This window comes from Rummeliibacillus sp. G93 (assembly GCF_023515935.1).
Taxonomy (GTDB): domain Bacteria; phylum Bacillota; class Bacilli; order Bacillales_A; family Planococcaceae; genus Rummeliibacillus; species Rummeliibacillus stabekisii.
Map to the genome: position 1 here is coordinate 1210273 of NZ_CP097314.1, position 25900 is coordinate 1236172.

Sequence of the window (25900 nt, forward strand, 5' to 3'; positions counted from 1 at the left end):
AATGCTAGAAATACATGATTAATTTTTTAAAACCGGCAATATTTTATAGCAAAAGAGGGTATATCTTCTGGAGGAAAATAATACTTTATTATTGTATGAAAACGCTTTATACTAATTGGTATAGACAACTATACCAAAACAAAGGAGAGTGTATTGAAATGTTAGGTTTCTTGCAAAAGATTGGTAAATCGCTAATGTTCCCGATTGCAACCATGCCTGCAGCTGCATTGCTTGTTCGGCTTGGCTCGCCTGATATGATTGGGAGTAGCCATGTGAAATTTATTCAAATTGTCGCCAAGGTTATGGAAGCATCAGGTAATGCAATAATTGGTAATCTCCCAATTATTTTTGCTATTGGTATTGCGATGGGTTTTGCTTTTGACAACAATGGGGGTGCAGCGTTAGCTGGGGCGATAGCCTATTTAGTTTTATCAGGTGTACTTGAAAAAATAGATAAAGATTTGAATATGGGTGTTTTCGGAGGGCTTGTTTCGGGTATTGTCGCAGGACTTTTATATAATAAATTTTATAATGTAAAGTTTCCTGAGTGGCTTTCATTCTTTGGCGGCAAACGATTTGTCCCCATAATAACCTCGATCACTATGGCTATAATTGCCGCGTTGCTTGCTTATATTTGGGGACCAATTCAAGGAGTTATTGATTCTACAGGTAACTGGATTATCGGAGCAGGCGCTATTGGATACGGGGTTTACGGTTTCTTAAACCGTTTGTTACTTCCGATTGGTTTGCATCATGTAATCAATACAATAGTATGGTTTGACTTTGGTAAATTTACGGATGCTGCGGGTAAAGTAGTAAAAGGAGATATTCCTCGTTTCTTAGCTGGAGATCCAGCAGCAGGACTCTTCCAAGCTGGTTTCTTCCCGATTATGATGTTTGGTTTGCCAGCAGCTTGTTTAGCTATGTACTTTGCAGCTAAAAAAGAGAAACGCGCTATTGTGGGCGGTATGTTCCTGTCAATCGCCTTAACAGCTTTTGTTACAGGGGTAACAGAACCAATCGAATTTACATTTATGTTCTTATCTCCAGTTTTATATGCAGTGCACGCTGTATTAACGGGTATCTCTTTAATGATAGCGGCTGCATTAAATATTCATGATGGTTTTGGTTTCTCTGCCGGTCTAATAGATTATTTATTGAATCTCGGTATCGCACAAAAACCTTTCTTGCTTATACCTCTTGGTTTAGCATTTGGCGCTATCTATTTTGTAATTTTCTATTTCTTAATAACAAAATTCAATTTAAAAACGCCAGGCCGTGAAGATGACGATGATGAGGAAACAGAAACAATGCAAGGAACAGAAGATGAAGTACTTGATGCAAAAGCTTATCATACAATTGAAGCGCTAGGCGGCAAGGAAAACATCGTGCAAGTGGATCATTGTACGACACGCCTTCGTTTAACTGTAAAAGATGCGGGTTTGGCGAACGAAAAAGAATTGAAAAAATATGGTGCACGTGGTGTTATGCGCATCAGTAAAACAAACTTGCAAGTCATCATTGGTACGTCTGTAGAATTTTTGGCAGATGCAATGAAAAAACGCATCGTCAAAGGAAATCCAGCTCCCAAAAATGTAGTAAGTGAAGCAGCATTGGAAGAGACAGATGTTACACATACGAACTTATTGCCGGAAGACTTTGTTATGCCGGTAACAGGTGATGTAATTCCACTTTCAGAAGTACCTGACCAAGCATTTGCATCTGGCATGATGGGTCCTGGTTTCGGTATTTTGCCAAAAGACGGTGTTATACAATCACCTGTTGACGGAAAAGTGATGATGATCTTCCCGACAAAACATGCAATTGGCCTTGTAACGGATACAGGAATAGAAATTTTAATCCATATCGGCCTTGATACGGTAAAATTAAATGGTAAAGGCTTTGAGGTGCTAGTAAAACAAGACCAGCTTATTCAACGCGGGGATGATTTAATCAAAGTTGACTGGGCATATGTTAAAGAAAATGCTCCATCCATTGCGACACCTGTAATCTTTACAAACTCACAAGATAAAAGCGTGAAGCTTGAAAAAACAGGCTACCAACGTAATGGAACATCAAATATCATCAGATTAGAAGAATAAAATTTAAGTCAGGTATAACAACAGATTAAAGAATGTTGTAGCTTTAATAAAAGTGAAATCAGCTAAAACTCTACAGTCCAGAAAGCTTGGGTCTAAATGTGGAATAGAAGCTGATTTCACTTCATTCCAATCATAAAGTGTTTTAAAGCTATGTAACATTATATTTAAAGTTTTCTGTTAGACACCTGGATTTTCTTTAGGAGATGTTAAATTTGAAGCAAACATGCCTGATAAAAAATGTAACCATTGTAAATGCCGATGAACGTATGGACAATTATGACGTCTATATAAAAGATGGCGTTATTCAACACATCGGCCGTTTGATAGAGATAGAAGCAGATGAAGTGATAGATGGCGTTAACCAATATCTTCTTCCAGGATTTATCGATTTGCATATACATGGATCAGCTGGTAGTGATGCAATGGATGCTACGCCAGAATCGCTTCATATAATGGCGAAATCTCTGCTGAAAGAGGGGACAACCAGTTTTCTTGCAACTACCATGACTCAATCGATTGACACGATAGAAGAAGCACTAAAAAATTTAGCTGTTTTTCAAAGTGGGATAGATGAAGCCGAAATGGTCGGCGTTCACCTGGAAGGTCCGTTTGTTTCGAAAAAACGCGCGGGTGCACAGCCGCTCGAGCATATTATTCCACCCCAATTATCATTATTCCAACGGTTTCAAGAACTTAGCGGATACAGGATTAAAGAAGTAACTGTAGCACCAGAAACAGATGGCGGATTTGAATTTGTAGAAAATGTCGCAAAGACAGGCGTTGTAGTTTCTATCGGTCATTCAGATGCAACTTTTGAAGAAGTGCAAAAAGCAGTAGTTCTTGGCGTGAAACAAGGAACGCATCTTTATAATCAAATGCGCCCCTTCCATCATAGGGATCCAGGCGTGGTAGGAGGTACATTGCTTCTGCATGAAATTCAAGCAGAGATCATTGTCGATTTCATTCACTCACATAAGGAATCAGTTAAGCTTGCTTATCAAATGAAAGGCGCCGAGCATATTATTTTAATTACCGACGCAATGAGAGCGAAAGGCTTACCCTATGGTGACTACGATTTAGGTGGGCAGCTTGTTCATGTCACAGAGAGTGGCGCTCATTTAGAGAATGGCGCATTGGCTGGCAGCGTATTAAAAATGGATCAAGCTCTTCGAAATATGAAAGAAGCAACCAACTGTACACTACAAGAACTTGTCGCTATGACATCCTTCAATGCGGCAAAGCAATTGAATTTGACTGGCAAGGGAAGAATCAAAGAACATTATGACGCCGATCTCGTTTTATTGGATAAAGACTTAAAGATTCAAAAGACGATTAAAAAAGGCAACGTCATTGAAAATCTGTAGTGTAAGTTCATTAATTTAAAGGTGTTGAATAGATTTGGTTGATCGGAATTCGCATGTGCCTATATATATACAGATTGAAGATATCATCAAAGAAAAGATAGCGGTTGGCGAGTACATTAAAGGATCTTCTATACCTTCCGAAAGGGAGCTGTCTGAGACATACAATGTCAGCAGGATGACAGTGAGGCAAGCGATTACAGGATTAGTTAATAGTGGTTTGCTATATAGGGAAAAAGGGAGAGGCACTTTTGTGGCTGATCCTAAATTTGAACAGCCGCTCAATGGTTTGACCGGTTTTACGGAGGATATGATCGCAAGAGGTATGGAGCCGAGCAGTGATATAGTACTGTTTGAGAAACAACTACCTTCTTTTGAAATAAAGCAAGATTTAGGTTTAAACGATGAAGATGAGGTATACTTTATAGTGCGTATTCGAAATGCGGATCATCTTCCCATGGCTATTGAAAGGACGTATATACCTGTTAAACTTGTCCCAAACTTAAGCAAAGATCAGCTAAGTGGATCTCTCTATCAATTGATTGAGCAGGAATACGGACTAGACATTCACAATGCCACACAGCAGATGGAAGCCGCTATTGTTTCAAAAGAGGATGCAAAATATCTAAACGTTGGGCAAAAAGCAGTTGTCTTGATTATCAAAAGAACAAGTTATTTATCGAACGGAAGGCCGTTTGAACTTGTGCGCAGCGTGTATCGCGCAGACCGTTATAAGTTTATAAGCGAGATTACGAGGTGACACATGAACAATTATTTTGCTGAAGTCACGCATCTTTTAAAAGATGTATATGAAAAGGAAATGCCTGCCATAAAACAGGCAGCGATACTAATTGCAGAGAGCGTGAACAAAGGGGGCATTTTACAGTTATTTGGCTGTGGACATTCTCACCTTCTGGCTCAAGAAGCATTTTATAGGGCAGGCGGATTGGTTCCTGCCAAACCAATTAGTATAGAACCCCTTATGCTTCACAGTGGTGCGCTCACTTCTTCTAAAAATGAAAAAGATCCAAATTTTGTTGAAAAGCATATAGAAAGTTTTGATTTGCACGATGGAGATGTCCTTCTTATTATTTCTACATCTGGGCGAAATGCTGTTCCAATTGACGTTGCACTTTTAGCAAAAAAGTTAAAAATCACCACCATCTCGCTTCAGTCTCTTAACTATTCAAGGGAATCTTCAAGGCACTTTTCACACAAACGGCTTGAGGATGTAGTAGATGTGATAATAGATACTCATGTGCCTGTTGGCGATGGCGTCCTTTACAGAGGCGATCTGCAATATGGTCCTGTCTCTACAACCATCGGTTCTTGCATGTTGAATGCTTTGATAAGTGAAGTGGTGGAGATAATTATGGAAAAAGAGGAGCGCGCTCCAGTATTTTCTAGTGCAAATGTGGATAAAGCAGGAAAGAATAATGAAGCTTTGATAGAACAATATCAAAAGCGGGTCAATTTTAATTAACTCTTGGAGGTATTTACAATGGAAAAGAAATTTAACATTACAGCATCAGAAGGTTTACATGCAAGACCATGTACAGTTTTAGTACAAGCTGTAACACCATTCTCATCAGAGGTTCAGCTTACGTATAATGACAGAACGGTAAACCTTAAATCAATTATGGGTGTGATGTCACTGGGCATTCCTTCAGGAGCAGAGATTTTAGTATCTGCGGAAGGAAGCGATGCAGATGAAGCTTTAAACAAAGTCAAAAATGTTCTTTCTACAGAAGGAATTGGTGAAGAATGCTAGAAATGAAGGGGATTGCCGTATCAAACGGTATTGCCATTGCTAAAGCGTATTGTTTAGTAGAACCAGACTTGTCATTTGAAAAAGTCTCCATCGGCGATTCAGAGGAAGAAAAAAAGCGTCTGAAAAATGCTGTAGCCGAAGCTAAAAAGGATTTAGAAGGAATCAAAGCAGAAGCTGAAAGGAAATTTGGACCTGATAAAGCAGCCATTTTCCAAGCGCATTTGCTAGTATTAGAGGATCCTGAAATGCTCGGTATGATTGATGGGAAAATCGATGAAGGTACGAATGCAGAAGCTGCTCTCCATGAGGTATCAACCACATTTATCGAGATGTTTGAGGTAATGGAGAATGCTTACATGAAAGAAAGAGCGGCAGATATACGAGATGTGTCAAAGCGTTTATTGTCAAAATTATTGAATGTAGAGATACCAGATTACAGCCATTTAAATGAAGATGTAATCATAATCGCAAATGACCTTACACCGTCTATGACGGCTCAACTCGATAAAACACATGTTAAAGGATTTGTGACAGATATCGGTGGTAGAACCTCCCATTCAGCAATTCTTGCTAGAACAATGGAAATCCCAGCGGTTGTTGGCGCCAAAACAGCGACAAAAGATATCCAACAAGGATCATTAGTCATTGTAGATGGTTCAAAAGGCGATGTTATAGTAGATGCAGAGCCGGAGATAGTTGGTACATACCAAACGGCTCAAAAAGCTTATCTTGAAGAACGTGCATACTTTGAGCAGTTTAAGGGCGAGCCAAGCATAAGTAGAGACGGACACCATGTTGAAATCGCTGGGAATATCGGTAAGCCTGAAGATGCAGATATTGTGTTAGAAAACGGCGGAGACGGCGTAGGTTTATTCCGAACAGAATTTTTATATATGGACCGTACTGATTTGCCATCTGAAGAAGAACAATTTCTTTCCTATAAATCTGTTCTTGAAAAGATGAAAGGAAAGCCAACAGTAGTTCGGACGTTAGATATTGGTGGCGACAAGAAGCTTCCATATTTGAAAATGGAAGAGGAAATGAATCCTTTCTTAGGCCACCGTGCCATTCGCCTTTGTTTAGATGATACAGCATTGTTCCGAACGCAGCTCCGTGCATTGCTTCGTGCAAGCATTTATGGCAATTTAAAAATTATGTTTCCTATGATCGCAACACTTGATGAATTTAGAGAAGCGAAAGCCATTCTAGAGGATGTGAAAAAGGAGCTTGTAACCGAAGGCAAAGAAGTAAGCGATACCATTGAAGTCGGTATGATGGTTGAAATACCTTCTACTGCTGTTATGGCCGATTTATTCGCGAAGGAAGCAGACTTTCTTTCTATAGGCACAAATGATTTAATTCAATACACACTTGCAGCAGATAGGATGAATGAAAAAGTTTCTTATTTGTATCAACCGTATAATCCTGCTATTTTGCGTCTTGTGAAAAGTGTCATTGACGGCGCTCATAAAGAAGGCAAATGGGTAGGTATGTGTGGCGAAATGGCAGGCGATGAGATAGCAATTCCTATTTTGCTTGCAATGGGACTAGATGAATTCTCAATGAGTGCATCTTCAATACTTAGGGCACGTGCACAAATCGCCAAATCTTCAAAAGAAGATTTAGAAAAGCATATAGAAAAGATTCTGCAACTTTCCTCCAATAAAGAAGTTTCAAGCTATGTAACACAATATTTAATGAAGGAAACTAAATAGAAAAGGGAAGTGACCAGTTGGCTATTCAATTAGAAACCGTGAAGGACCTAGATCAATTATATACTCGAGCTTTTCAATTGATTGAGGAGCAGAAAGACAATGGAGCTAAAACTTTCGGACTTGCAACTGGAGGAACAATGCTTCCTTTATACGAACGTATCCGAAATAGCTCAATTGACTTCTCTAACTGTGAGAGTGTAAATTTGGATGAATACGTTGGATTACCAAAAGAACATCCTGAAAGCTACCTTTCTTTTATGACGCAACAATTGTTTAAAGAGAAGCCTTTCAAAAATTCTCATTTACCTAATGGAGAAGCTACAAATCCAGAATTAGAAGCTAAGCGATATGAGGAGCTTTTACAATCCCTAACTCTTGATTTTCAATTATTAGGCGTAGGTGAAAATGGACATATCGGTTTCAATGAACCGGGTACTTCTTTTGACAGTGAAACCCATGTCGTAGATTTGACACCTTCTACAAGAACAGCTAATGCACGATTTTTTGAATCAATTGATGAAGTTCCTGAAAAAGCGATTACAATGGGTATAAAATCCATTATGAGGGCGAAATACATCCTTTTAATCGCAGTGGGAGAGAAAAAAAGAGATGCGATCAAATCTTTAATCGATGGGAATATGACTGAAGAGGTGCCAGTAACCGTCTTAAACAATCATCCAAACGTGATTGTTTTGACAGATTTGGATTTCTAGATAAAGAGAAGGCCTAGATTCTAAGGCCTTCTTTTTTATCAAGAGTCTATTTTCAATTACATTTTCATGCTATAATTTGTTTTGTTTATCTTAGTAAGTTACTTGGTTTACTTAAGTAGAAGGAGTGCGATATCATGTTGCATCAATTTTCAAGAAATGAATTAGCTATTGGCCAAGAAGGCTTGGACAAGCTTAAAAATACGACAGTTGCCATCTTAGGAGTCGGCGGTGTGGGATCTTTTGCTGCAGAAGCATGTGCAAGAAGCGGAGTAGGTCGTATTATTTTGGTGGACAAAGATGATGTAGATATTACCAATATCAATCGCCAATTAGTCGCATATCTATCGACAATCGGCAAATCTAAATCAGCAGTTATGAAAAGAAGAATAGCAGACATCAACCCTGAGTGTGAAGTAATTGACCTTCATATGTTTTATACTGAAGAAACATACGAAGAATTCTTTAGCTATCAGCCAGACTATGTCATAGATGCTTCAGATACGGTCAAATACAAAATCCATATGATTAAAGAATGTCTAAAACGCAATATCAAAATCATTTCAAGTATGGGAGCAGCTAACAAAACTGATCCGACACGTTTCAAAATTGCAGATATTTCTAAGACGCATACTGATCCACTTGCAAAAGTGATTCGCTTAAAATTGCGAAAAGAAGGTATCAAAAAAGGCGTTCCAGTTATTTTCTCTGATGAGAGCCCAATTGTAATACGACAAGATGTAGCTCAAACAGTTGGTAATCCAGACGCAGAGATTCGGAAAGCTAAAATGCCGCCTTCATCCAATGCGTTTGCCCCATCTACAGCAGGACTGTTTGCAGCTAGCTGGGTCATTAATGATATTCTAAAAGACATTAAAATACAACGTGTTCGTGATTAATTGTAGCCGTATTCGCATGTACTGTGTGAATACGGTTTTTTAATATTTTAGGACGTAAGTTATCTAAAAAAAGAAATATAAGGATGTTATAGGAAATTATATGATAGGATAGATGTGTATAGTGATTGAGCTGAAAAATCTCAATATTGAATGAAGACAATTAGTTTTCAGAAATTTTTCAGTGATACTGCACTTAAATAGTTAAATAAATGAATACTTTATGCTGTACTAAACGTATATGTAATATGTTCGGAAAATTTTTATAAAAGGAGACAACTATGGCTTTAAAAATTGATCATGTCACAAAGAAATACCAAAATTTCACTGCGGTTAACCAGCTTTCATTTACGATTGAAAAAGGAGAGATATTCGGTTTGATCGGGCAAAATGGCGCGGGTAAAACAACTACTTTCCGTATGATTCTTGATTTACAGGAAACGACGGAAGGAAACATCTCTTGGAATGATATACCTATCAATAAAGTAAACAGAGATGTCCTGGGCTATTTACCGGAAGAACGAGGAATATTTCCATCAATGACCGTTGAAGACCAGCTTTATTTCTTTGGTGTTTTGCGTGGCAGGGGCAAAAAAGATTTAAAACAGGATGTAGATTATTGGATTGAACGTTTTGAACTAGTCGACAAAAGAAAGGCGAAAGCGGAAACCTTGTCAAAAGGGAATCAACAAAAAGTGCAGTTGATTGCAAGCTTTATCCACCAGCCTGAATTTTTAATTCTTGATGAACCTTTTAGTGGTCTGGATCCTGTAAACCGTGAGCTTTTGATGGATGCCATTCTCTATTTAAAAGAAAAAGGAACCACAATTTTATTTTCTAGCCACCAAATGGCTAATGTTGAGGAGCTTTGTGACCATTTGTGCATATTAAAAAGAGGCGTTTCGCTTTTCACTGGTAGTTTAAAAGACTTAAAAGAACAATATGGTAAAAAGAAATTAAGCATTCGAACAGATTTAACAGAAAAAGAGTTACATATGTTAGAAGGCGTAACAAACGTCAAAAAAACAAGAGATGGATACACACTTACACTGGAAGACGAAACATACGGGAAACAGCTATTTGAACAAATTAGTAGAGGTCAATATATGGATAAATTCAGCATGGATTATTTAACTCTTGATGAAATTTTCAAAGATTTGGTAGGTGGTATAGTTGTCTAAGTTTTGGATTTTAGTTACACAGCTTTATAAACAAAAAATTAAAACGAAATCATTTATTCTATCTATTCTTTTGTATGTTGCCGTAATTAGTTGTGTAATGTTCTGGTCTGATATTAAGGCTGCATTATTTTCTGAAGAGCCTGTGAAAATTGCGATGGTTAATGAGACAGAACAGGATTTCAAGCCTTTGTTTAAATCGGATAAAGACATGAAATTTAATTTTACAGATCAATCAAGGGCTGAGGTCGAAAAGAAAGTAAAGAATGGAAAGTACGACGCAGCTGTTTTTCTTACGAGCAAGAATAAACAAATGGAAGCAGAAATAGCGACATTTGAACCGCTTGAATATAACGATCAAACCGCTTTGTCAGGGATGATTCAATATGCTGGCAGAATTTATGCCGTACAACAGTTGAATCTGACAAGCGATCAGGCTGCACAGATTCTTGATGCCAATACAACGATTATCTCTAAAAACTTAGATAAACAAAAAGGCACAGGTAAAAGTGAAGATGAAAAATCTGCCGGGATCGGTGTTTCTATTTTAATGGGTTCCATTGTCTATTCTTTTGTTATTTCATTCTTATCGATGATAACCACCGATGTCGCATCTGAAAAAGGATCGCGTGTGCTTGAAGTAATGCTAGCAAGTATAAAGCCTTCCACGCACTTCTTGGCGAAAATTACCGGAACATATTTGCTGGCGCTAACTCAGCTCATTGTGTTAATCGTTGTTCAAGTAGCGCTGTTTTTAGTTGTGGATGGCGGTTCTAAATGGGATAAAGTAACGAATACGATTGACCATCTATCTTCAACCTATATTTTATACACTATTGCATACTTATTGTTGTCCATTTTCTTATTCTTAATTATGGGGGCGCTCTTTGGTTCGCTTGTATCAAAAGTAGAGGAAGCTAGCCAAGCTATGATGCCTGCAATGTTAATGGGTATGGCGGGTTTTTATATCTTGATGTCCGGCTTGTTTAGCCCAGATACGATGCTAGTAAAAGTGTCATCCTATATCCCGTTTATGACCGTAATGGTTATGCCGCTACGCATAAGTGCAACAGATCTTTCACCAATGGAGCCGTTGATTGCGCTTATTATCCTGATCGTCACAGTTATCGTATTGTTCTACATCAGTTTTTCATTCTATAAACGAAGTGTATTGACATACAGCTCAGGCGGCATGATGCAAAAAATTAAAACGGTTTTAAAAGTAACAACATAATGAAAAAAATGATTGAAGAGGCTTAGCCTTTTCAATCATTTTTTATTTTTCTTTTTTAATTGGTTTAAATGATCATAAATGCCTGCCATTCGCTTTTCTTGTCCGGCAATTACGGGTTTATAGAATTCTGAGCCGACTAGCTTGTCTGGCAAATATTCTTGGTCTACCCAACCGCCAAATGTGCCGACAGGTGTATTATGTGGATATTGATAACCTTCTACGCCAAGTGTTTTGGCTCCGCTATAATGAGCGTCTCGCAAATGGAGCGGGATGTCACCAGTTTTTCCTTGATGGATAGAAGAAATAGCTGCATCAATCGCTGTGATGGCAGAATTAGATTTCTCAGCCAAACACATCTCGATTACAGCAGATGCAAGCGGTATGCGAGCTTCCGGCATACCGAGTCGTTCGGCGGATTGGATAGCTGCAAGTACATGTGCGCCTACTTCAGGAGCGGCTAGACCGATGTCTTCGTAACTCATGACTAGAAGCCGCCTTGAGACAGCAACTAAATCGCCATTTTCTAAGAGGTTAGCTAGATAATAAATGGCGGCGTTAGGATCACTTCCGCGAACTGATTTTTGTAACGCAGATAATAAGTTATAAAAATGGCTACCCTTTTGGTCTCCGTAAACACCGATGCGCTCAGCTAAGCTTTGGATAGTCGCATCATCGACAATTGTCTCGTCATTTTCTTCATCAGAGGCGTAATAAACAGATTCTAGCAGAGTAAGAGCTTTCCTTGCATCACCGTTTGCTGCAAGAGCAATTTCCTGAATTTGCTTATCAGTTATGCGAATTGAATATTGGCCAAGGCCACGCTCTTTATCTTCTAGAGCCCGTTGAATTAATGAAACTATTTCACTTTCGTCGAGCTTTTTTAGCTGCTTAATCTCACCGCAGCGTGAACGTATGGCTGGATTCACATCATGAAATGGATTTTCTGTTGTGGCTCCGATGAGTATAATAGCACCATTTTCAACGTGCGGAAGTAATGTATCCTGTTGCAATTTATTGAATCGGTGTATTTCATCAAGGAATAATATAACTTGTCCCACAATCTTCGCTTCATTTACTACATCCTCTACATCCTTTTTTCCAGCCCTTGTCGCATTCAATGCAAAGAACGGCAAGTTAGAAGAACCAGCAATAGCAAATGCAATGGATGTTTTACCTATACCAGGTTCTCCATATAGCAACATGGAGGGAACATGACCTTTTTGAATCATTTTATATAAATTAGTCTTTGGTCCAATGATGTCTTGATGACCGACAACTTCATCTAGATTGCGCGGACGCATGCGAAATGCAAGTGGTTGTTGCGGCAACGTGGTCACCTCTTTTCTAATATCTAAAGCCTACTTTGTTATTTTCTCAAATATTCACTAGCTTTGCATTAAAATAGATTAGGCATTTTAAATCTTGTTGTCATTACTTATTAATTCCTGTTCAGGATTAACAGATAAAAGCCAAATGTGCATGTTCATAAATCATACCCGAGTAGAATGAAGGGAAATATGCTATACTTGTGCATAGACAAATTCGCTAAATATAGAGGTGTATAAATGAAAATATCAACAAAAGGGCGATATGGGCTAACCATTATGATCGAACTTGCCAAACAATATGGACAAGGGCCCATTCCTCTTAGGCAAATCGCATCCCAGAATAATTTATCGGAAGCATACTTAGAACAACTAGTTTCACCACTAAGAAATTCGGGTCTCGTTAAGAGTGTTCGAGGTGCATATGGAGGATATATGCTTTCCAAGCCTCCTCATTTGATTTCTTCGGCAGATGTAATTAAAGTGTTAGAAGGCCCAATTCAGCCTGTTGAAGGGATTGAGGAAGAAGCTCCCGCTCAAAGACAGTTATGGCTTCGTGTACGTGACGCTGTCAAAGAGGTTTTAGAGAAAACGAGCCTAGAAGATTTAGCTTCTTATACAGAAGAGCCAGATGATAAAGGATATATGTTTTATATATAAGCAGCATCTATTCAGAGAGTACCAATGGAAATTAGATGTTCTGCGAGGGTATTGACGGCAGTTACCCCCTCTAACTGTTTGTTTTTTAACTCAATTTTGTACGGGGGAATCTATCTTACTGCCCGTTAAACCGGTTTAGAAGGAGTTTTAAAGATGAAAGAAATTTACCTTGACCATGCGGCTACAACACCCATGCATCCACTAGTGATTTCCAAAATGGTAGAAAGTATGGAATCAGTTTACGGCAATCCATCTAGCATTCATAGAATTGGCCGCTTTGCTAGAAAGCACTTGGATGACGCTCGACATATTTTAGCTAAAAGCATTGGGGCGAAAGACCAGGAGATTATAGTGACAGGCGGCGGTAGTGAAGCAGACAATTTGGCTATTACAGGCACTGCTTATGCGAAACAGAATGAAGGCCGCCATATTATCACAACTGTAGTAGAACATCATGCAGTTCTTCATACATGTCAACAACTGGAGAAAGAAGGTTATGAGGTAACTTATTTGCCTGTTGATGAAACGGGTCGTGTTTCTCTTGAGGACGTCAAAAAAGCCTTACGCGCTGATACTATCTTAGTAACGATTATGTTTGGAAATAATGAAGTCGGTACTATACAGCCTATTAAAGAAATCGGCGAGTTGTTGAAAGAGCATAGTGCAACATTCCATACTGATGCGGTACAGGCGTTTGGTATTCTACCGATTGATGTCAATGATTTGCACGTTGATTTGCTCTCAGTATCTTCCCACAAATTGAACGGTCCAAAAGGCATTGGATTCTTATATCAACGCGATCAAACAAAGCTAAAGCCACTAATCTATGGTGGAGAACAAGAGCGTAAGCGCAGAGCAGGAACGGAAAATGTTCCAGCGGTTGTCGGATTTGCTGAAGCTGTAGCCATTGCGCAAAGGAATTTTGAAGAGAAACAACAAGCATACAAAGAATTCCACCAACACTTCTTAAAGAAATTAGATCAGGCGGAAATCGATTATCATATAAACGGAAATGAGCAATACTGCTTGCCACATGTTATGAATATTAGCTTTAAAAATATGGATGTCGAATCATTCTTAGTCAATTTGGATATGGCAGGTATTGCAGCATCTAGTGGCTCTGCTTGCACGGCCGGTTCCATTGATCCATCGCATGTACTTGTTGCAATGTATGGAAGCGAAGCAGATGAGCTTCGGAATTCGATTCGTTATAGCTTCGGCTATGGATTAGAGCTAGAAGATATTGATACAGCGGCAGAACGGACCATTGAGATTGTAAAACGATTAGCGAAATAATAGAAAAAAGGTGAACAATATGAATACAACGAAAGACCCCTCACAAACCCGAGTTGTGGTTGGTATGTCTGGAGGAGTCGATTCTTCCGTAGCAGCTTATCTACTGAAAAAACAAGGGTATGATGTTATCGGTATTTTCATGAAAAACTGGGATGATACCGATGATTCAGGCGTATGTACTGCGACTGAAGACTATGAAGATGTTATTAAAGTATGTAATCAAATCGGTATCCCATATTATGCAGTCAATTTTGAACAACAATATTGGGACAAAGTATTTACGTACTTTTTAGAAGAATACAAAGCAGGACGTACACCGAATCCTGATGTGATGTGCAATAAAGAAATTAAATTTAAAGCATTCTTAGAACACGCATTAAAGCTAGGTGCGGATTATTTAGCAACAGGCCATTATGCACGCGTTGAAGTACGCGATGACGAAACAAGAATGCTTCGTGGCATTGATCAAAATAAAGATCAAACTTACTTCTTAAACCAGCTTTCACAAGAACAACTTTCAAAAGTTATGTTCCCGATTGGTGAACTTGAAAAACCACGCGTTAGAGAAATCGCTGAAGAAGCGGGCCTTGCAACAGCTAAGAAAAAAGATTCAACTGGTATTTGCTTTATTGGAGAACGAAACTTTAAAGAATTCCTAGGTCAATATTTACCTGCACAACCTGGCAATATGGAAACATTCGATGGCACTGTAATAGGCAAGCATGATGGCCTTATGTATTATACAATCGGCCAACGTCACGGCCTTGGGATTGGTGGAGACGGCGATCCTTGGTTTGTTCTGGGGAAAGATTTAAAACGCAACGTATTATTAGTGGGACAAGGCTTCCACAATGATAAGCTTTATTCAACAAGCTTAAAAGCTGTAAAAACAGGCTTCACGACGCATCGTGATATGCCGAAAACATTCCAAGCGACCGCGAAATTCCGCTATCGCCAACAAGATGTGCCGGTGACAGTTGAAATCACTGGTGATGATGAATGGTACGTAACATTCAACGAACCAACACGTGCTATCACTCCTGGCCAATCTGTTGTACTTTATGAAGGTGATGAATGTTTAGGTGGCGCTACAATAGACGAAGTATTTAAAGACAGTAAAAAACTAACGTATGTAGGGTAATAGAGGTGAAAATATGGATTTAAATGAGTTAGGTATTAAAGCCATCCAAGAAAAACGGTATGAAGATGCCGCAAAAGCCTTTACACAAGCTATAGAAGAGAATCCAAATGAAACAATTGGCTATATTAACTTTGGAAATTTGCTTGCATCGCTTGATGATATCGAGCGAGCAGAGCGATTCTTCCAAAAAGCTATTTCATTGGATGAATCTGCGGCAACTGCTTATTATGGCCTTGCAAACCTTTACTACAATTCAGAACGGTATACAGAAGCAGCAAAACTTTATGAACGTTCTATCCGCCATGGTATTCAAGGAGCAGACGCTTATTTTATGCTTGGCAAAAGCTTTGAACATATCGACGAGCCGAAACTCGGATTGCCTTATATGCAAAGAGCTGCAGAACTAGCACCGGAAGATTTACAGATCAGGCTTTCTTATGGCATTATGCTAGCTACTTTAGAGCTTTTTAATGAAGCAGAAAAAGAACTGAAGTATGTAATCGATACAGATTGGAACAATGCCGATGCCCATTATAATCTGGGTGTCCTGTATGCTGTTTCTACCGATAAGATAGAAGATGCACAGTATCATTTAAAGCAAGCTTTTACTTTGCAGCCAGAGTTTGATCAAGCACGTTACATTCATGACATGCTTGCAATGAAAAAAGATTAAAAAGAAAGGTGGTGGCAGCGTTGGCTGAAAATCTATCTTTGTTTTCCGATGAACCACTTTTTATTGTCGGCCGGCCTGTCGTCACAATATTTCATAATGCACAAAACTTATTCTCGATTATTAAATTGAAAATCCAGGAAACAAATACGGATTATAAAGAAAAAGAGATTATTGTCGCAGGCTATTTTCCTGCTGTCTCAGAAGAAGCGTTATACCGTTATACAGGGCAGCTGAAACAGCATCCTAAATATGGGCTGCAGTTTCAAGCTGCCACTTTTGAAAAAGAGATTCCAGCAACTGAAACAGGTGTCGTGCAATATTTATCTAGCGATTTATTTCCGGGGATAGGCCACCGTACAGCTGAAACGATTGTTCAACAGCTAGGTGCAGATGCTATTAAAACCATTATTGAAAATCCTGATGTGTTGGATGACGTTCCACGCTTAACAGAAGATAAAAAACAAACACTGCGCTCGGTACTTGAGCAAAATTTAGGACTTGACCGCATTATGATTCAGTTGAACGAATGGGGATTTGGTGCTCAAATTGCTGTGAAGATTTATCAAATGTATGAAGGTGAGACACTACAAGTACTACAAAAAAATCCATACCGCCTCATTGAAGATATTGAGGGGATCGGTTTTCAGCGAGCGGATGAACTGGGCGCTAGGCTACAAATCACCGGCAACCATCCCGACCGCATCAAGGCCTCTATACTTCACTTGTTAAACACTGCCTCGTTATCAGAAGGGCATGTTTTTTTAGATGCAAGAGAAATTTTGCCTGCTTCCAAGGCGATGCTTGAATCGAGTCAGTCATGCACGATTGAATACGATGATATTTCCCAAGCAATAATTGAACTAGGCGAGAATGGTAAAGTATGCGGTGAAGAAACAAGAGTTTATTTGCCGTCTCTTTATTATTCTGAAATAGGAATTGCTTCGAAGATTACAGAGCTAGCTCAAAAAAATGAAGAGCAATCATCTTTTCCTTCTTCTGAGATAAGAAAAGTAATCGGTGAAGCAGAAGAGCGCTTTGGTGTTACATATGCTGATACACAAGTAAAGGCAATTGAAACGGCTATTAATTCAGCTGTAATGATTTTAACGGGGGGCCCCGGAACGGGGAAAACAACAGTTGTCAGGGGAATAGTGGATGTCTATGCAGAACTTCATGGGCTCTCGCTAAACCCTAAAGATTATGCAGAGAAAGAAGAGGCCTTTCCAATCGTTCTAGCGGCTCCTACAGGTAGAGCTGCCAAGCGCTTAAGCGAATCAACGGAACTGCCTGCAATGACTATTCATCGCTTGTTAGGTTTCACGGGTCAAGAAAAGGAAGAAGATGTGGAGCGAGAAGTAATGGGGCGGCTTATTATAGTCGATGAAATGTCAATGGTTGATACATGGCTCGCACATCAACTTTTGAGGGCATTGAATGATGACTGCCAAGTAATATTTGTAGGCGACCAAGACCAACTTCCGCCGGTAGGTCCAGGACAGGTTTTAAAGGATCTGCTTGCCTCAAAAGCCATTCCAACAGTGGAGTTAACAGATGTTTATAGGCAATCAGAAGGGTCATCAATAATTCAGTTGGCACATGAAATGAAACGTGGTACTGTCCCTCAAGACTTGATGGTGAAAACAAGTGACCGTTCATTTATACGTGCAACCCAAGATCAAATTGCAGACGTTGTAGGGCAAGTGGTCAAGAGTGCTATTAATAAAGGTTTTTCTATTCATGACGTCCAAGTGCTCGCACCAATGTATCGTGGCAATGCGGGCATTGATGCAATGAACAAAATGCTACAAGAATTACTAAATCCCAAAAAAAACCAAAAGACAAAAGAGATTGCCTTTGGTGATACGATTTACCGGATTGGCGATAAAGTGCTACAACTTGTTAATCAGCCAAATAACAATGTGTTTAATGGCGATATGGGTGAAGTCATTTCAATTGTGAAGGCAAAAGAAACGATTGAAAAAACGGATTTAATGGTTGTATCGTTTGATGGCATTGAAGTAACGTATCAAAAAAGTGATCTAAATCAGGTAACGCTTGCGTATTGCTGCTCCATTCACAAATCGCAAGGAAGCGAGTTTCCGATGGTTATAATGCCAATAGTCCGCGGTTATTCCAAAATGCTTCGGAAAAATTTGCTATATACAGGTATTACAAGAGCTAAAAATTTTCTTATCCTATGTGGCGAGCCAGACACATTTGTGTATGGTTTTCAAAAAACAGATGATATGAAACGCCATACCTCACTTGTAGAGCGTTTATCATTGGATGAGACAACTGAAATCAAATCGCTAGAAGAAAAGAATGATACCAAAACGGAATCAACTGAGAAAGAAGCAATACAATCAGTAGAGGACAAGTTACCTGTTGCTTTAACGCTAGATAATTATTCAGGCATTCATCCAATGATTGGAATGGCGGGCATTAGCCCTTATGATTTTATGAATAATGAGAATTGACAGAAGTAAAAGCATTTCTTAAAATAAGTAAGAGTTATCCTATTTAAACAAGATTGATCTCTAATACTGCAATACGTTGAAGGAAAAAAGTACTTGTTGGTCCGTGTACAGAAAGAGGTTCCTAGGCTGTGAGAACCTTCACTACCCAATTTGGAAAAGCTATTCCTGAGTGTAGCCAAAAACTACCGTGTGCCGCGTTAAGGTAATTAAGTGATAATAGCAAAAGCTATTATAATTAGGGTGGTACCGCGAATAGAAACCTTCGTCCCTGTTACAGTGGATGGGGGTTTTTTTATATATAAAAGGAGGAAAATTAATGAAAACATCAGCAGAAATTCGTCGCAAGTTTATCGAATTCTTTGAAGAGAAAAAACACAAACAAGAACCTAGTATGCCGCTTGTGCCAATTAATGACGCGTCATTACTATGGATCAATTCCGGAGTAGCAACGTTGAAAAAATATTTTGATGGCTCAGTGATCCCTGAAAATCCACGTATTACAAATGCACAAAAAGCAATACGTACGAATGATATTGAGAATGTCGGCAAAACAGCTCGCCACCATACATTCTTTGAAATGCTTGGGAACTTCTCTATTGGTGATTACTTTAAAAAAGAAGCTATCCACTATGCGTGGGAGTTCTTAACAGATCCAAAATGGATGGGCTTTGAAGGTGAAAAATTGTCCATTACCATACATCCGGAAGATAATGAGGCCTATACGATTTGGAAAGACGAAGTTGGTATTCCAGAAGAACGCCTAATTCGTTTGGAAGGGAACTTCTGGGATATTGGAGAAGGTCCTAGTGGCCCTAACTCAGAAATTTTCTACGATCGCGGAGAGAAATACGGCAACGACCTGAAAGATCCAGAATTATATCCGGGCGGTGAAAATGAGCGCTATCTAGAAATATGGAATCTTGTTTTTTCTCAATTTAATCATAATCCAGATGGCACATATACACCTCTGCCAAAACAAAACATTGATACAGGTATGGGCCTAGAACGTATGGCTTCAGTTGTTCAAGATGTGCCAACTAACTTTGATACAGATTTGTTTATGCCAATTATCGAGAAAATTGAAGAATTTGCAAATCGTAAATACAAACGCCCAAATGAAATCGATTTAAATGAAATCTTTGGCAGCGAGGAAGATATAAACACGCCATTCAAGGTCATTGCAGACCACATCCGGACAGTGGCATTTGCAATTGGTGATGGAGCATTACCTTCAAATGAAGGTCGTGGTTATGTGCTTCGCCGTTTACTTCGCCGTGCCGTACGATATGCAAAACAAATAGGTATCGAAAAACCATTCATGTACCAACTTGTACCAACAGTTGGTGAGATCATGGCTGACTTCTATCCAGAAGTGAAAGAAAAAGCGGAATTTATCGCTCGCGTTATTAAGAACGAAGAAGAAAGATTCCATGAGACATTACATGACGGCCTTTCTATCTTCAATGAAGTGGTAGAAGCCCAAAAAGCGAACGGACAAACAAGCATTCCTGGAGTAGATGCATTCCGTTTATATGATACCTACGGCTTCCCAGTCGAATTGACAGAGGAATATGCAGAAGAAGTAGGCATGACAGTGGATGTTGAAGGTTTCGAAGCAGAAATGGAAGTTCAACGTGAACGTGCTCGTAATGCACGCCAAGATGTCGATTCTATGCATGTCCAATCAGAAGTACTTGCAAACCTAACAGAGGCAAGCACATTTGTGGGTTATGAAACTCTTGAGACAAACACAACAATTGCAGCAATGGTAGTAAATGGACAAATCGAAAAAACAGCTTCAGAGGGTGATGAAGCACTAATTATTCTTGCTGAAACACCTTTCTATGCTGAAATGGGTGGGCAAATTGCTGACCATGGTTCAATTAGCAACGATTCATTCAATGCATTTGTAAAAGATGTCCAAAAAGCGCCAAATGGCCAAGCATTGCATACAGTTATTGTTGAATCTGGCGAAATGCATGTAGGTGAAGATGTATTTGCACAAGTTGATCGCACAGAACGTAACTTGACTGTGAAGAACCATACAGCAACACATCTATTGCAACGCGCACTAAAAGATGTGTTAGGCGATCATGTAAGCCAAGCGGGTTCATATGTAGGACCAGACCGTCTTCGTTTTGACTTCTCACACTTTGGCGCTGTTACTAAAGAAGAGTTAGAAAAAATAGAGCAGATCGTTAACGAAAAAATCTGGGATGACATCGCAGTAGTTATTCAGGAGATGCCAATTGCGGAAGCGAAAGAAATTGGTGCAATGGCTTTATTTGGTGAAAAATATGGTGATGTCGTGCGCGTAGTACAAGTGTCCGATTATTCTATTGAACTATGCGGTGGTATCCATGTTAAACGTTCTTCAGAAATTGGATTCTTTAAAATTATGTCAGAAGGCGGTATTGGTGCAGGCACTCGACGTATTGAAGCTGTAACAGGCAAAGCTGCATATCAAGCAACGAAAGAAGAACAGCATGTTTTAGAACAAGCTGCTAGTTTGCTGAAAGCAAATCCGAAAGACTTAGTCGCACGTGTGGAAAGTCTTCAACAAGAGTTGAAAGAGCAACAACGCGAGAATGCGTCATTATCTGCCAAAATAGCAGGTGCACAAGCTTCAACTATCTTATCATCAGCACAGAAAATCGGCGAAGTAACGGTGCTGGCAACAAAGGTTGAAGCAAAAGACAACAATCAATTACGCCAACTAATGGATGATTTGAAAGCTAAAATGGACCATAGTGTCATTGTTTTAGGCGCAGCATCTGAAGGTAAAGTTATGCTGATTGCCGGGGTAACAAAAGATCTAGCAAACGGAAACTATCACGCAGGCAAGATTGTGAAAGAAGTTGCAGAGATTTGCGGAGGCAAAGGCGGAGGCCGTCCTGATATGGCGATGGCGGGTGCAAAAGATGCTTCTAAATTGGAAGAAGCGTTGGATTCCGTGTATAATTATGTAAAATCTATTTAAAAGGTTTGTTGAATAGGGTATACTAACATAGATACAAGACGTTATTCTACTATTTTAAAGTGAGGTGCCCTGCATGAGTAAGTTTGATCAGACGATGAAATTTAATTTCCCTGAAGAATCGATGGAACAAGAAGTTAGAGAAACCATGCAACGAGTACATGCAGCGCTAGAAGAAAAAGGATACAATCCTATCAATCAAATCGTTGGTTATCTATTATCAGGAGATCCTGCTTATATCCCTCGTCATCAGGATGCACGGAACAAAATTCGTAAACTTGAACGTGACGAAATTTTAGAAGAGTTGGTTAAGTTCTATATTAAAAAGAATAACGAGGCATAATGATGAGAATAATGGGTTTAGATGTTGGCTCCAAAACGATTGGCGTAGCAATTAGCGATGCGCTAGGTTGGACAGCCCAAGGTATCGAAACGGTAAAAATTGATGAGGAAAATAATGAATTCGGCATTGAAAGAATCCAAGAGCTGGTGAATGAGTATGACATTGCTGAATTTGTTGTAGGTTTCCCCAAAAATATGAACAATACCGTTGGACCAAGAGGCGAGGCATCACAGGCTTATGCAAAGCTTTTAGAAGATACATTTTCTAAGCCAGTAACGCTTTGGGACGAGAGATTGACAACAATGGCTGCGGAACGTTTGCTAATCGAAGCGGATGTACGTCGCAAAAATCGAAAAAAAGTCATTGATAAAATGGCGGCGGTTATGATTCTCCAAGGATACTTAGACCGAAAACAGTTATGAGGTGGAATTATGGAAGAATTTGAAGAAAGACATATTACAATTGTAGACGATGAAGGCAATGAGCAACTTTGCGAAGTGCTTCATACATTTGATTCCGAACAATTCGGCAAATCATATGTACTTTACTCTATTATTGGTTCAGAAGACGAAGATGGCACAGTTGAGATCTTCGCATCCTCCTATGAACCATCAGATAATGGAACAGACGGTGAACTTACTCCAATCGAAACAGATGAAGAGTGGGATTACATCGAATCTGTTATTGAAGAGTTGGATGAGGATATTGAACAAGGATAATTGCAGAGAGTTGGCAGTTTAGTTTAAAATAAATGCTCGGCAATATGTATTTATCCAATACAAAAGGAATACTTAAGATGCTGCTGAAGTAGACAGCATAAAATATATAGAAGAGGTGACCTAAATGGCACATGAACACGAACATGATCACGAGCACATCGTGGCAGTAGATGAATTCGGTAACGAACAAGTATACGCGGTACTTTATACATTCGACTCTGAGGATTTTGACCGCTCCTATGTACTATATTATAAAGAAGGCGCTGCAGAAGGCGAAGAAGTTGAAATCTTTGCATCTGCTGTTGTCCCAGCTGAAGATGGTGAAGGCGGAGAACTTGTTCCTATTGAAACTGATGAAGAATGGGACATGGTGGAAGAAGTTTTAAACACTCTTGACGCTGAATTTGGCGAAGAGTAATTGTTTGCCTAAGCGGAATGAGCAACTAGCATTCCGCTTTTTTGTGCAGCAAACATCCGTTAAGGAGGAATTACCTACGTGGAAAAGAAGAAAAACCAAGATCAGATCAATAAAATAAAAGAACGGCAGTCTGAAAAAAGGGTTGTACGTAAAATTGTATTAGCTGCATCAGGAGTATTTATTGCACTTGCACTGATTCTTGGGATAAGTATGTATTTTTATGTAAATAATGCGTTAAAGCCAGTAGATGAAAATGCAACTAAAACAGTCAAAGTTAATCTCCCGATCGGTTCATCGATTGATACTATTTCCGAAACCTTGGAGAATAAAAATATTATTAAAAATGCTAAAGTCTTCAAGTATTATACAAAGGTAAAAAATGAATCAGAATTTCAAGCGGGTACCTATAATCTGACTTCTTCTATGACGATCGATGAAATTATCAAAAGTCTGAAAACAGGGAAAGTGTACCGTACGCCAATCTTTACGATTACAATCCCAGAAGGTTTAACTCTTGACCAAATTGCAGAAAAAGTTGAAAAAAGTACAAACTACTCGAAAAAAGAGTTTATGGATCTCGTGAATAGCAAGAAATTCATTAAACAAATGAAAAAAGCGTATCCACGTACCGTTACAAAAGCAATTGACCAAAAAGATATACGCTATCCACTTGAAGGCTACCTATACCCTTCAACATACCCGTATTTCGAAGAGAAGCCGACATTACAGGAAATCATAGAGCCAATGATTGCACAGACCAATGAGGTTATCACTAATTACTCTGGCCAATTGAAGCAAAAACATTTATCTGTTCATAAATTTTTAACATTTGCTTCCCTTTTGGAGAAAGAAGCAACAGCCAAAACCGACCGTGAAACGATTGCTAGTGTCTTTTATAATCGTTTAGAAAGCAAAATGCCACTTCAAACCGACCCTACTGTTCTTTATGCATTAGGAGAGCATAAATCCCGGGTCCTTTATAAAGATTTAGAAGTGAAAAATCCATACAATACGTATAAGATTAAGGGATTGCCACCAGGCCCTATTTCAAACGCAGGTAAGGAATCACTTGAGGCTGCAATAAATCCAGCAACAACAGAATACCTATACTTTGTGTCAGACAAAAACGGTAACAATCATTTCTCTAAAACGTATGATGAACATTTAGGTAAAGTTGAGAAATATATAAAGTAAACTAGGAAAAAGATGCTGAACCGATTTATTGAAATTAGGTTTGAATAACTAAGATAGGAGAAGAGCGGCTCTCGCTTTTCTTCTATTTTTGTGATAAGATAAAGTGTATTTTTGAAAAAATAAGGAGGGAATTGTATGGCTATTTCGGATGCATATACAATGTCCTTTATAAAACCACGAAATCCATTGCTTACTGAGATGGAACAATTCGCAAAAGAAAACTTTGTGCCTATTATGCAACTGCCAGCAATTGAATTATTGCTGCAAATGCTCCGAATCCAACAACCTAAAAGTATATTAGAAATTGGCACTGCAATTGGCTACTCTGCCATTCGTATGGCTGAGGCATTGCCCGAAACAAAAATAGTGTCAATTGAACGAGATGAAAACCGTGTACAGCAAGCTAAACATTTCCTTTCGAAATCTTCTGTTGCTGAGCAAGTGGAAATCATCTCAGGCGATGCATTAGAAGTAGATATAGAAAATCATCACTCAGCATTTGATGCTATTTTTATCGATGCTGCAAAAGGGCAATATCAAAAGTTCTTTGAAAAGTATAGTCCGCTTATAAAACAAGGCGGTATTATATATATCGATAATATGTATATGCACGGCCTTTCCGATCTGGATCTTTCAGAGGTACCTAGGCGGAAAAGAACGATGATTCGTAATTTGCATCAATTTGCGGATTGGATGATAGAAAATGAAGATTATCAATCCACATTCTTCCCAGTTGGTGATGGATTATTGATTTGTATAAAGAGGTGACCATAATGACAAAACCTGAATTACTTGTAACTCCACAATCGCTTTCACATATTAAAGCGCTTATTGAAGCAGGTGCAGATGCCTTTTTAATAGGTGAACAGCAATTTGGTTTACGATTAGCAGGAGAATTTACTATTGAAGAAGTACGTGAAGCTACTGCAATCATTCACAATGCTGGAAAAAAAGTATACGTTGCGATGAATGCTATCTTCCATAATGATCGGGTGGATGCACTAGCACCTTATATGAAAGCATTATCAGAAATAGGTGTGGATGGCATCGTTTTTGGCGATCCATCAGTCATCATTGCTAGACGTGAAGCAGACGTTAACATCCCATTACATTGGAACCCAGAAACAATTGCAACGAACTGGTTCCAAGCTAATTATTGGGGCAAACGCGGTGCAACAAGGGCTGTCCTTGCTCGTGAATTAAGCATGGATGAAATTGTTGAAATTAAAGAAAATGCCGAAATCGAAATCGAAGTCCAAGTGCACGGAATGACATGTATGTTCCAGTCGAAACGACCACTGCTTGGCCATTACTTCCTGTATGAAGGCAAAGCAATGGAAGTTGAAAACCGGAAAAACAATCGCAATATGTTCTTGCATGATCCAGAACGAAACAGCAAATATCCAATATACGAGGATTTAAACGGTACGCATATTTTCAGTCCGAATGATATGTGTATTATTGATGAATTAGATGAATTATTTGAAGCTGAAATCGACGTTTTCAAAATTGAGGGTGTCTTGCATACAGAAGAATATGTGGTCGCTGTAACAGAGTGTTACCGCAAAGCAATTGATGCATACACTGAATCTCCTGATGCATACTTCGATATAAAAGAAGAACTACTCGCAAAAATTGAAGAAATTCAACCAGAGTTGCGTCCATTGGATACAGGCTTCTTCTTCAAGGAAACTGTATACTAGGAAAGGA

The 25900-nt window shown here is 39.0% G+C and carries 24 protein-coding genes and 1 other annotated feature; of the genes, 23 read left to right on the forward strand and 1 reads right to left on the reverse strand.

What is annotated here, in order from left to right:
• Nucleotides 1-158 precede the first annotated feature (158 nt).
• From nagE to M2M59_RS06040, 10 genes are all read left to right on the forward strand, one after another.
• Nucleotides 159-2102, forward strand: coding sequence for an N-acetylglucosamine-specific PTS transporter subunit IIBC (nagE, locus tag M2M59_RS05995; protein ID WP_249775754.1), 1944 nt, complete (start codon nucleotides 159-161; stop codon nucleotides 2100-2102).
• Between the two features lie 212 nt (nucleotides 2103-2314).
• Complete coding sequence (nagA, locus tag M2M59_RS06000; RefSeq protein WP_249775755.1) at nucleotides 2315-3466, forward strand: N-acetylglucosamine-6-phosphate deacetylase; 1152 nt, start codon at nucleotides 2315-2317, stop codon at nucleotides 3464-3466.
• Between the two features lie 34 nt (nucleotides 3467-3500).
• Nucleotides 3501-4223, forward strand: coding sequence for a GntR family transcriptional regulator (locus M2M59_RS06005; RefSeq protein ID WP_147193917.1), 723 nt, complete (start codon nucleotides 3501-3503; stop codon nucleotides 4221-4223).
• 3 nt (nucleotides 4224-4226) lie between these two features.
• The gene (locus M2M59_RS06010; protein WP_249775756.1) at nucleotides 4227-4946 is read left to right on the forward strand and encodes a sugar isomerase domain-containing protein; all 720 of its coding nucleotides are present in this window, start codon (nucleotides 4227-4229) and stop codon (nucleotides 4944-4946) included.
• Nucleotides 4947-4964: 18 nt separating this feature from the next.
• A complete protein-coding gene (locus M2M59_RS06015) occupies nucleotides 4965-5234 on the forward strand; it encodes a phosphocarrier protein HPr (protein WP_147193913.1) in 270 nt (89 codons plus the stop codon).
• Nucleotides 5228-6949 carry a phosphoenolpyruvate--protein phosphotransferase gene (gene ptsP / locus M2M59_RS06020; RefSeq protein ID WP_249775757.1) on the forward strand — a complete coding sequence of 574 codons (1722 nt, stop codon included), beginning with the start codon at nucleotides 5228-5230 and terminating at the stop codon, nucleotides 6947-6949. The genes M2M59_RS06015 and ptsP overlap by 7 nt, the downstream gene beginning before the upstream one ends.
• A 17-nt stretch (nucleotides 6950-6966) precedes the next feature.
• Nucleotides 6967-7662, forward strand: a complete 696-nt coding sequence (locus tag M2M59_RS06025) for a glucosamine-6-phosphate deaminase (protein WP_371923809.1) — start codon at nucleotides 6967-6969, stop codon at nucleotides 7660-7662.
• 134 nt (nucleotides 7663-7796) lie between these two features.
• Complete coding sequence (locus M2M59_RS06030) at nucleotides 7797-8558, forward strand: tRNA threonylcarbamoyladenosine dehydratase (protein ID WP_249775758.1); 762 nt, start codon at nucleotides 7797-7799, stop codon at nucleotides 8556-8558.
• Nucleotides 8559-8836: 278 nt separating this feature from the next.
• Nucleotides 8837-9736 carry an ABC transporter ATP-binding protein gene (locus M2M59_RS06035; protein ID WP_249775759.1) on the forward strand — a complete coding sequence of 300 codons (900 nt, stop codon included), beginning with the start codon at nucleotides 8837-8839 and terminating at the stop codon, nucleotides 9734-9736.
• A complete protein-coding gene (locus M2M59_RS06040) occupies nucleotides 9729-10967 on the forward strand; it encodes an ABC transporter permease (RefSeq protein ID WP_249775760.1) in 1239 nt (412 codons plus the stop codon). The genes M2M59_RS06035 and M2M59_RS06040 overlap by 8 nt, the downstream gene beginning before the upstream one ends.
• A gap of 35 nt (nucleotides 10968-11002) precedes the next feature.
• Here M2M59_RS06040 and M2M59_RS06045 read toward each other — a convergent pair whose 3' ends face one another.
• Nucleotides 11003-12295: a replication-associated recombination protein A gene (locus tag M2M59_RS06045; RefSeq protein ID WP_249775761.1), complete on the reverse strand. Its 1293-nt coding sequence runs from the start codon at nucleotides 12293-12295 to the stop codon at nucleotides 11003-11005.
• Between the two features lie 237 nt (nucleotides 12296-12532).
• Here M2M59_RS06045 and cymR point away from each other — a divergent pair, with 237 nt between their 5' ends.
• The 13 genes from cymR to M2M59_RS06110 all read left to right on the forward strand — a co-directional run bounded on the left by cymR (nucleotide 12533) and on the right by M2M59_RS06110 (nucleotide 25893).
• Nucleotides 12533-12952 (forward strand): cysteine metabolism transcriptional regulator CymR, encoded by a 420-nt coding sequence (gene cymR / locus M2M59_RS06050; RefSeq protein ID WP_066786159.1) that lies wholly within the window; start codon nucleotides 12533-12535, stop codon nucleotides 12950-12952.
• Between the two features lie 153 nt (nucleotides 12953-13105).
• Nucleotides 13106-14248 carry a cysteine desulfurase family protein gene (locus M2M59_RS06055; protein ID WP_249775762.1) on the forward strand — a complete coding sequence of 381 codons (1143 nt, stop codon included), beginning with the start codon at nucleotides 13106-13108 and terminating at the stop codon, nucleotides 14246-14248.
• 19 nt (nucleotides 14249-14267) lie between these two features.
• A complete protein-coding gene (mnmA, locus tag M2M59_RS06060) occupies nucleotides 14268-15389 on the forward strand; it encodes a tRNA 2-thiouridine(34) synthase MnmA (RefSeq protein WP_249775763.1) in 1122 nt (373 codons plus the stop codon).
• Nucleotides 15390-15402: 13 nt separating this feature from the next.
• Nucleotides 15403-16062, forward strand: a complete 660-nt coding sequence (locus M2M59_RS06065; RefSeq protein WP_249775764.1) for a tetratricopeptide repeat protein — start codon at nucleotides 15403-15405, stop codon at nucleotides 16060-16062.
• A gap of 20 nt (nucleotides 16063-16082) precedes the next feature.
• Nucleotides 16083-18539 carry an SF1B family DNA helicase RecD2 gene (locus M2M59_RS06070; RefSeq protein ID WP_249775765.1) on the forward strand — a complete coding sequence of 819 codons (2457 nt, stop codon included), beginning with the start codon at nucleotides 16083-16085 and terminating at the stop codon, nucleotides 18537-18539.
• A 67-nt stretch (nucleotides 18540-18606) separates the two neighbouring features.
• Nucleotides 18607-18812: a binding site (T-box leader), on the forward strand.
• Nucleotides 18813-18855: 43 nt separating this feature from the next.
• Nucleotides 18856-21519 carry an alanine--tRNA ligase gene (alaS, locus tag M2M59_RS06075; protein ID WP_249775766.1) on the forward strand — a complete coding sequence of 888 codons (2664 nt, stop codon included), beginning with the start codon at nucleotides 18856-18858 and terminating at the stop codon, nucleotides 21517-21519.
• A gap of 73 nt (nucleotides 21520-21592) precedes the next feature.
• The gene (locus M2M59_RS06080; protein WP_147193895.1) at nucleotides 21593-21859 is read left to right on the forward strand and encodes an IreB family regulatory phosphoprotein; all 267 of its coding nucleotides are present in this window, start codon (nucleotides 21593-21595) and stop codon (nucleotides 21857-21859) included.
• 2 nt (nucleotides 21860-21861) lie between these two features.
• Nucleotides 21862-22281 carry a Holliday junction resolvase RuvX gene (ruvX, locus tag M2M59_RS06085; RefSeq protein ID WP_147195078.1) on the forward strand — a complete coding sequence of 140 codons (420 nt, stop codon included), beginning with the start codon at nucleotides 21862-21864 and terminating at the stop codon, nucleotides 22279-22281.
• A gap of 9 nt (nucleotides 22282-22290) precedes the next feature.
• On the forward strand, nucleotides 22291-22578 hold the full coding sequence (locus M2M59_RS06090; protein ID WP_147193893.1) for a DUF1292 domain-containing protein: 288 nt from the start codon (nucleotides 22291-22293) through the stop codon (nucleotides 22576-22578).
• Nucleotides 22579-22702: 124 nt separating this feature from the next.
• The gene (locus tag M2M59_RS06095) at nucleotides 22703-22996 is read left to right on the forward strand and encodes a DUF1292 domain-containing protein (RefSeq protein ID WP_066786187.1); all 294 of its coding nucleotides are present in this window, start codon (nucleotides 22703-22705) and stop codon (nucleotides 22994-22996) included.
• Between the two features lie 78 nt (nucleotides 22997-23074).
• Complete coding sequence (gene mltG, locus M2M59_RS06100; protein ID WP_249775767.1) at nucleotides 23075-24190, forward strand: endolytic transglycosylase MltG; 1116 nt, start codon at nucleotides 23075-23077, stop codon at nucleotides 24188-24190.
• A gap of 135 nt (nucleotides 24191-24325) precedes the next feature.
• On the forward strand, nucleotides 24326-24958 hold the full coding sequence (locus tag M2M59_RS06105; protein WP_147193890.1) for an O-methyltransferase: 633 nt from the start codon (nucleotides 24326-24328) through the stop codon (nucleotides 24956-24958).
• A gap of 5 nt (nucleotides 24959-24963) precedes the next feature.
• The gene (locus M2M59_RS06110) at nucleotides 24964-25893 is read left to right on the forward strand and encodes a peptidase U32 family protein (RefSeq protein WP_147193889.1); all 930 of its coding nucleotides are present in this window, start codon (nucleotides 24964-24966) and stop codon (nucleotides 25891-25893) included.
• Nucleotides 25894-25900 lie beyond the last annotated feature (7 nt).

Excerpts from the sequence above, each read along its gene's own strand:
- M2M59_RS06095 (WP_066786187.1), top strand. The coding sequence starts at position 22,703 with ATGGCACATGAACACGAACATGATCACGAGCACATCGTGGCAGTAGAT.
- M2M59_RS06110 (WP_147193889.1), top strand. The coding sequence starts at position 24,964 with ATGACAAAACCTGAATTACTTGTAACTCCACAATCGCTTTCACATATT.
- M2M59_RS06065 (WP_249775764.1), top strand. The coding sequence starts at position 15,403 with ATGGATTTAAATGAGTTAGGTATTAAAGCCATCCAAGAAAAACGGTAT.
- ruvX (WP_147195078.1), top strand. The coding sequence starts at position 21,862 with ATGAGAATAATGGGTTTAGATGTTGGCTCCAAAACGATTGGCGTAGCA.
- M2M59_RS06055 (WP_249775762.1), top strand. The coding sequence starts at position 13,106 with ATGAAAGAAATTTACCTTGACCATGCGGCTACAACACCCATGCATCCA.
- cymR (WP_066786159.1), top strand. The coding sequence starts at position 12,533 with ATGAAAATATCAACAAAAGGGCGATATGGGCTAACCATTATGATCGAA.
- alaS (WP_249775766.1), top strand. The coding sequence starts at position 18,856 with ATGAAAACATCAGCAGAAATTCGTCGCAAGTTTATCGAATTCTTTGAA.
- M2M59_RS06080 (WP_147193895.1), top strand. The coding sequence starts at position 21,593 with ATGAGTAAGTTTGATCAGACGATGAAATTTAATTTCCCTGAAGAATCG.
- M2M59_RS06030 (WP_249775758.1), top strand. The coding sequence starts at position 7,797 with ATGTTGCATCAATTTTCAAGAAATGAATTAGCTATTGGCCAAGAAGGC.
- M2M59_RS06090 (WP_147193893.1), top strand. The coding sequence starts at position 22,291 with ATGGAAGAATTTGAAGAAAGACATATTACAATTGTAGACGATGAAGGC.
- ptsP (WP_249775757.1), top strand. The coding sequence starts at position 5,228 with ATGCTAGAAATGAAGGGGATTGCCGTATCAAACGGTATTGCCATTGCT.
- M2M59_RS06015 (WP_147193913.1), top strand. The coding sequence starts at position 4,965 with ATGGAAAAGAAATTTAACATTACAGCATCAGAAGGTTTACATGCAAGA.
- nagE (WP_249775754.1), top strand. The coding sequence starts at position 159 with ATGTTAGGTTTCTTGCAAAAGATTGGTAAATCGCTAATGTTCCCGATT.
- mnmA (WP_249775763.1), top strand. The coding sequence starts at position 14,268 with ATGAATACAACGAAAGACCCCTCACAAACCCGAGTTGTGGTTGGTATG.
- M2M59_RS06010 (WP_249775756.1), top strand. The coding sequence starts at position 4,227 with ATGAACAATTATTTTGCTGAAGTCACGCATCTTTTAAAAGATGTATAT.
- M2M59_RS06105 (WP_147193890.1), top strand. The coding sequence starts at position 24,326 with ATGGCTATTTCGGATGCATATACAATGTCCTTTATAAAACCACGAAAT.
- M2M59_RS06035 (WP_249775759.1), top strand. The coding sequence starts at position 8,837 with ATGGCTTTAAAAATTGATCATGTCACAAAGAAATACCAAAATTTCACT.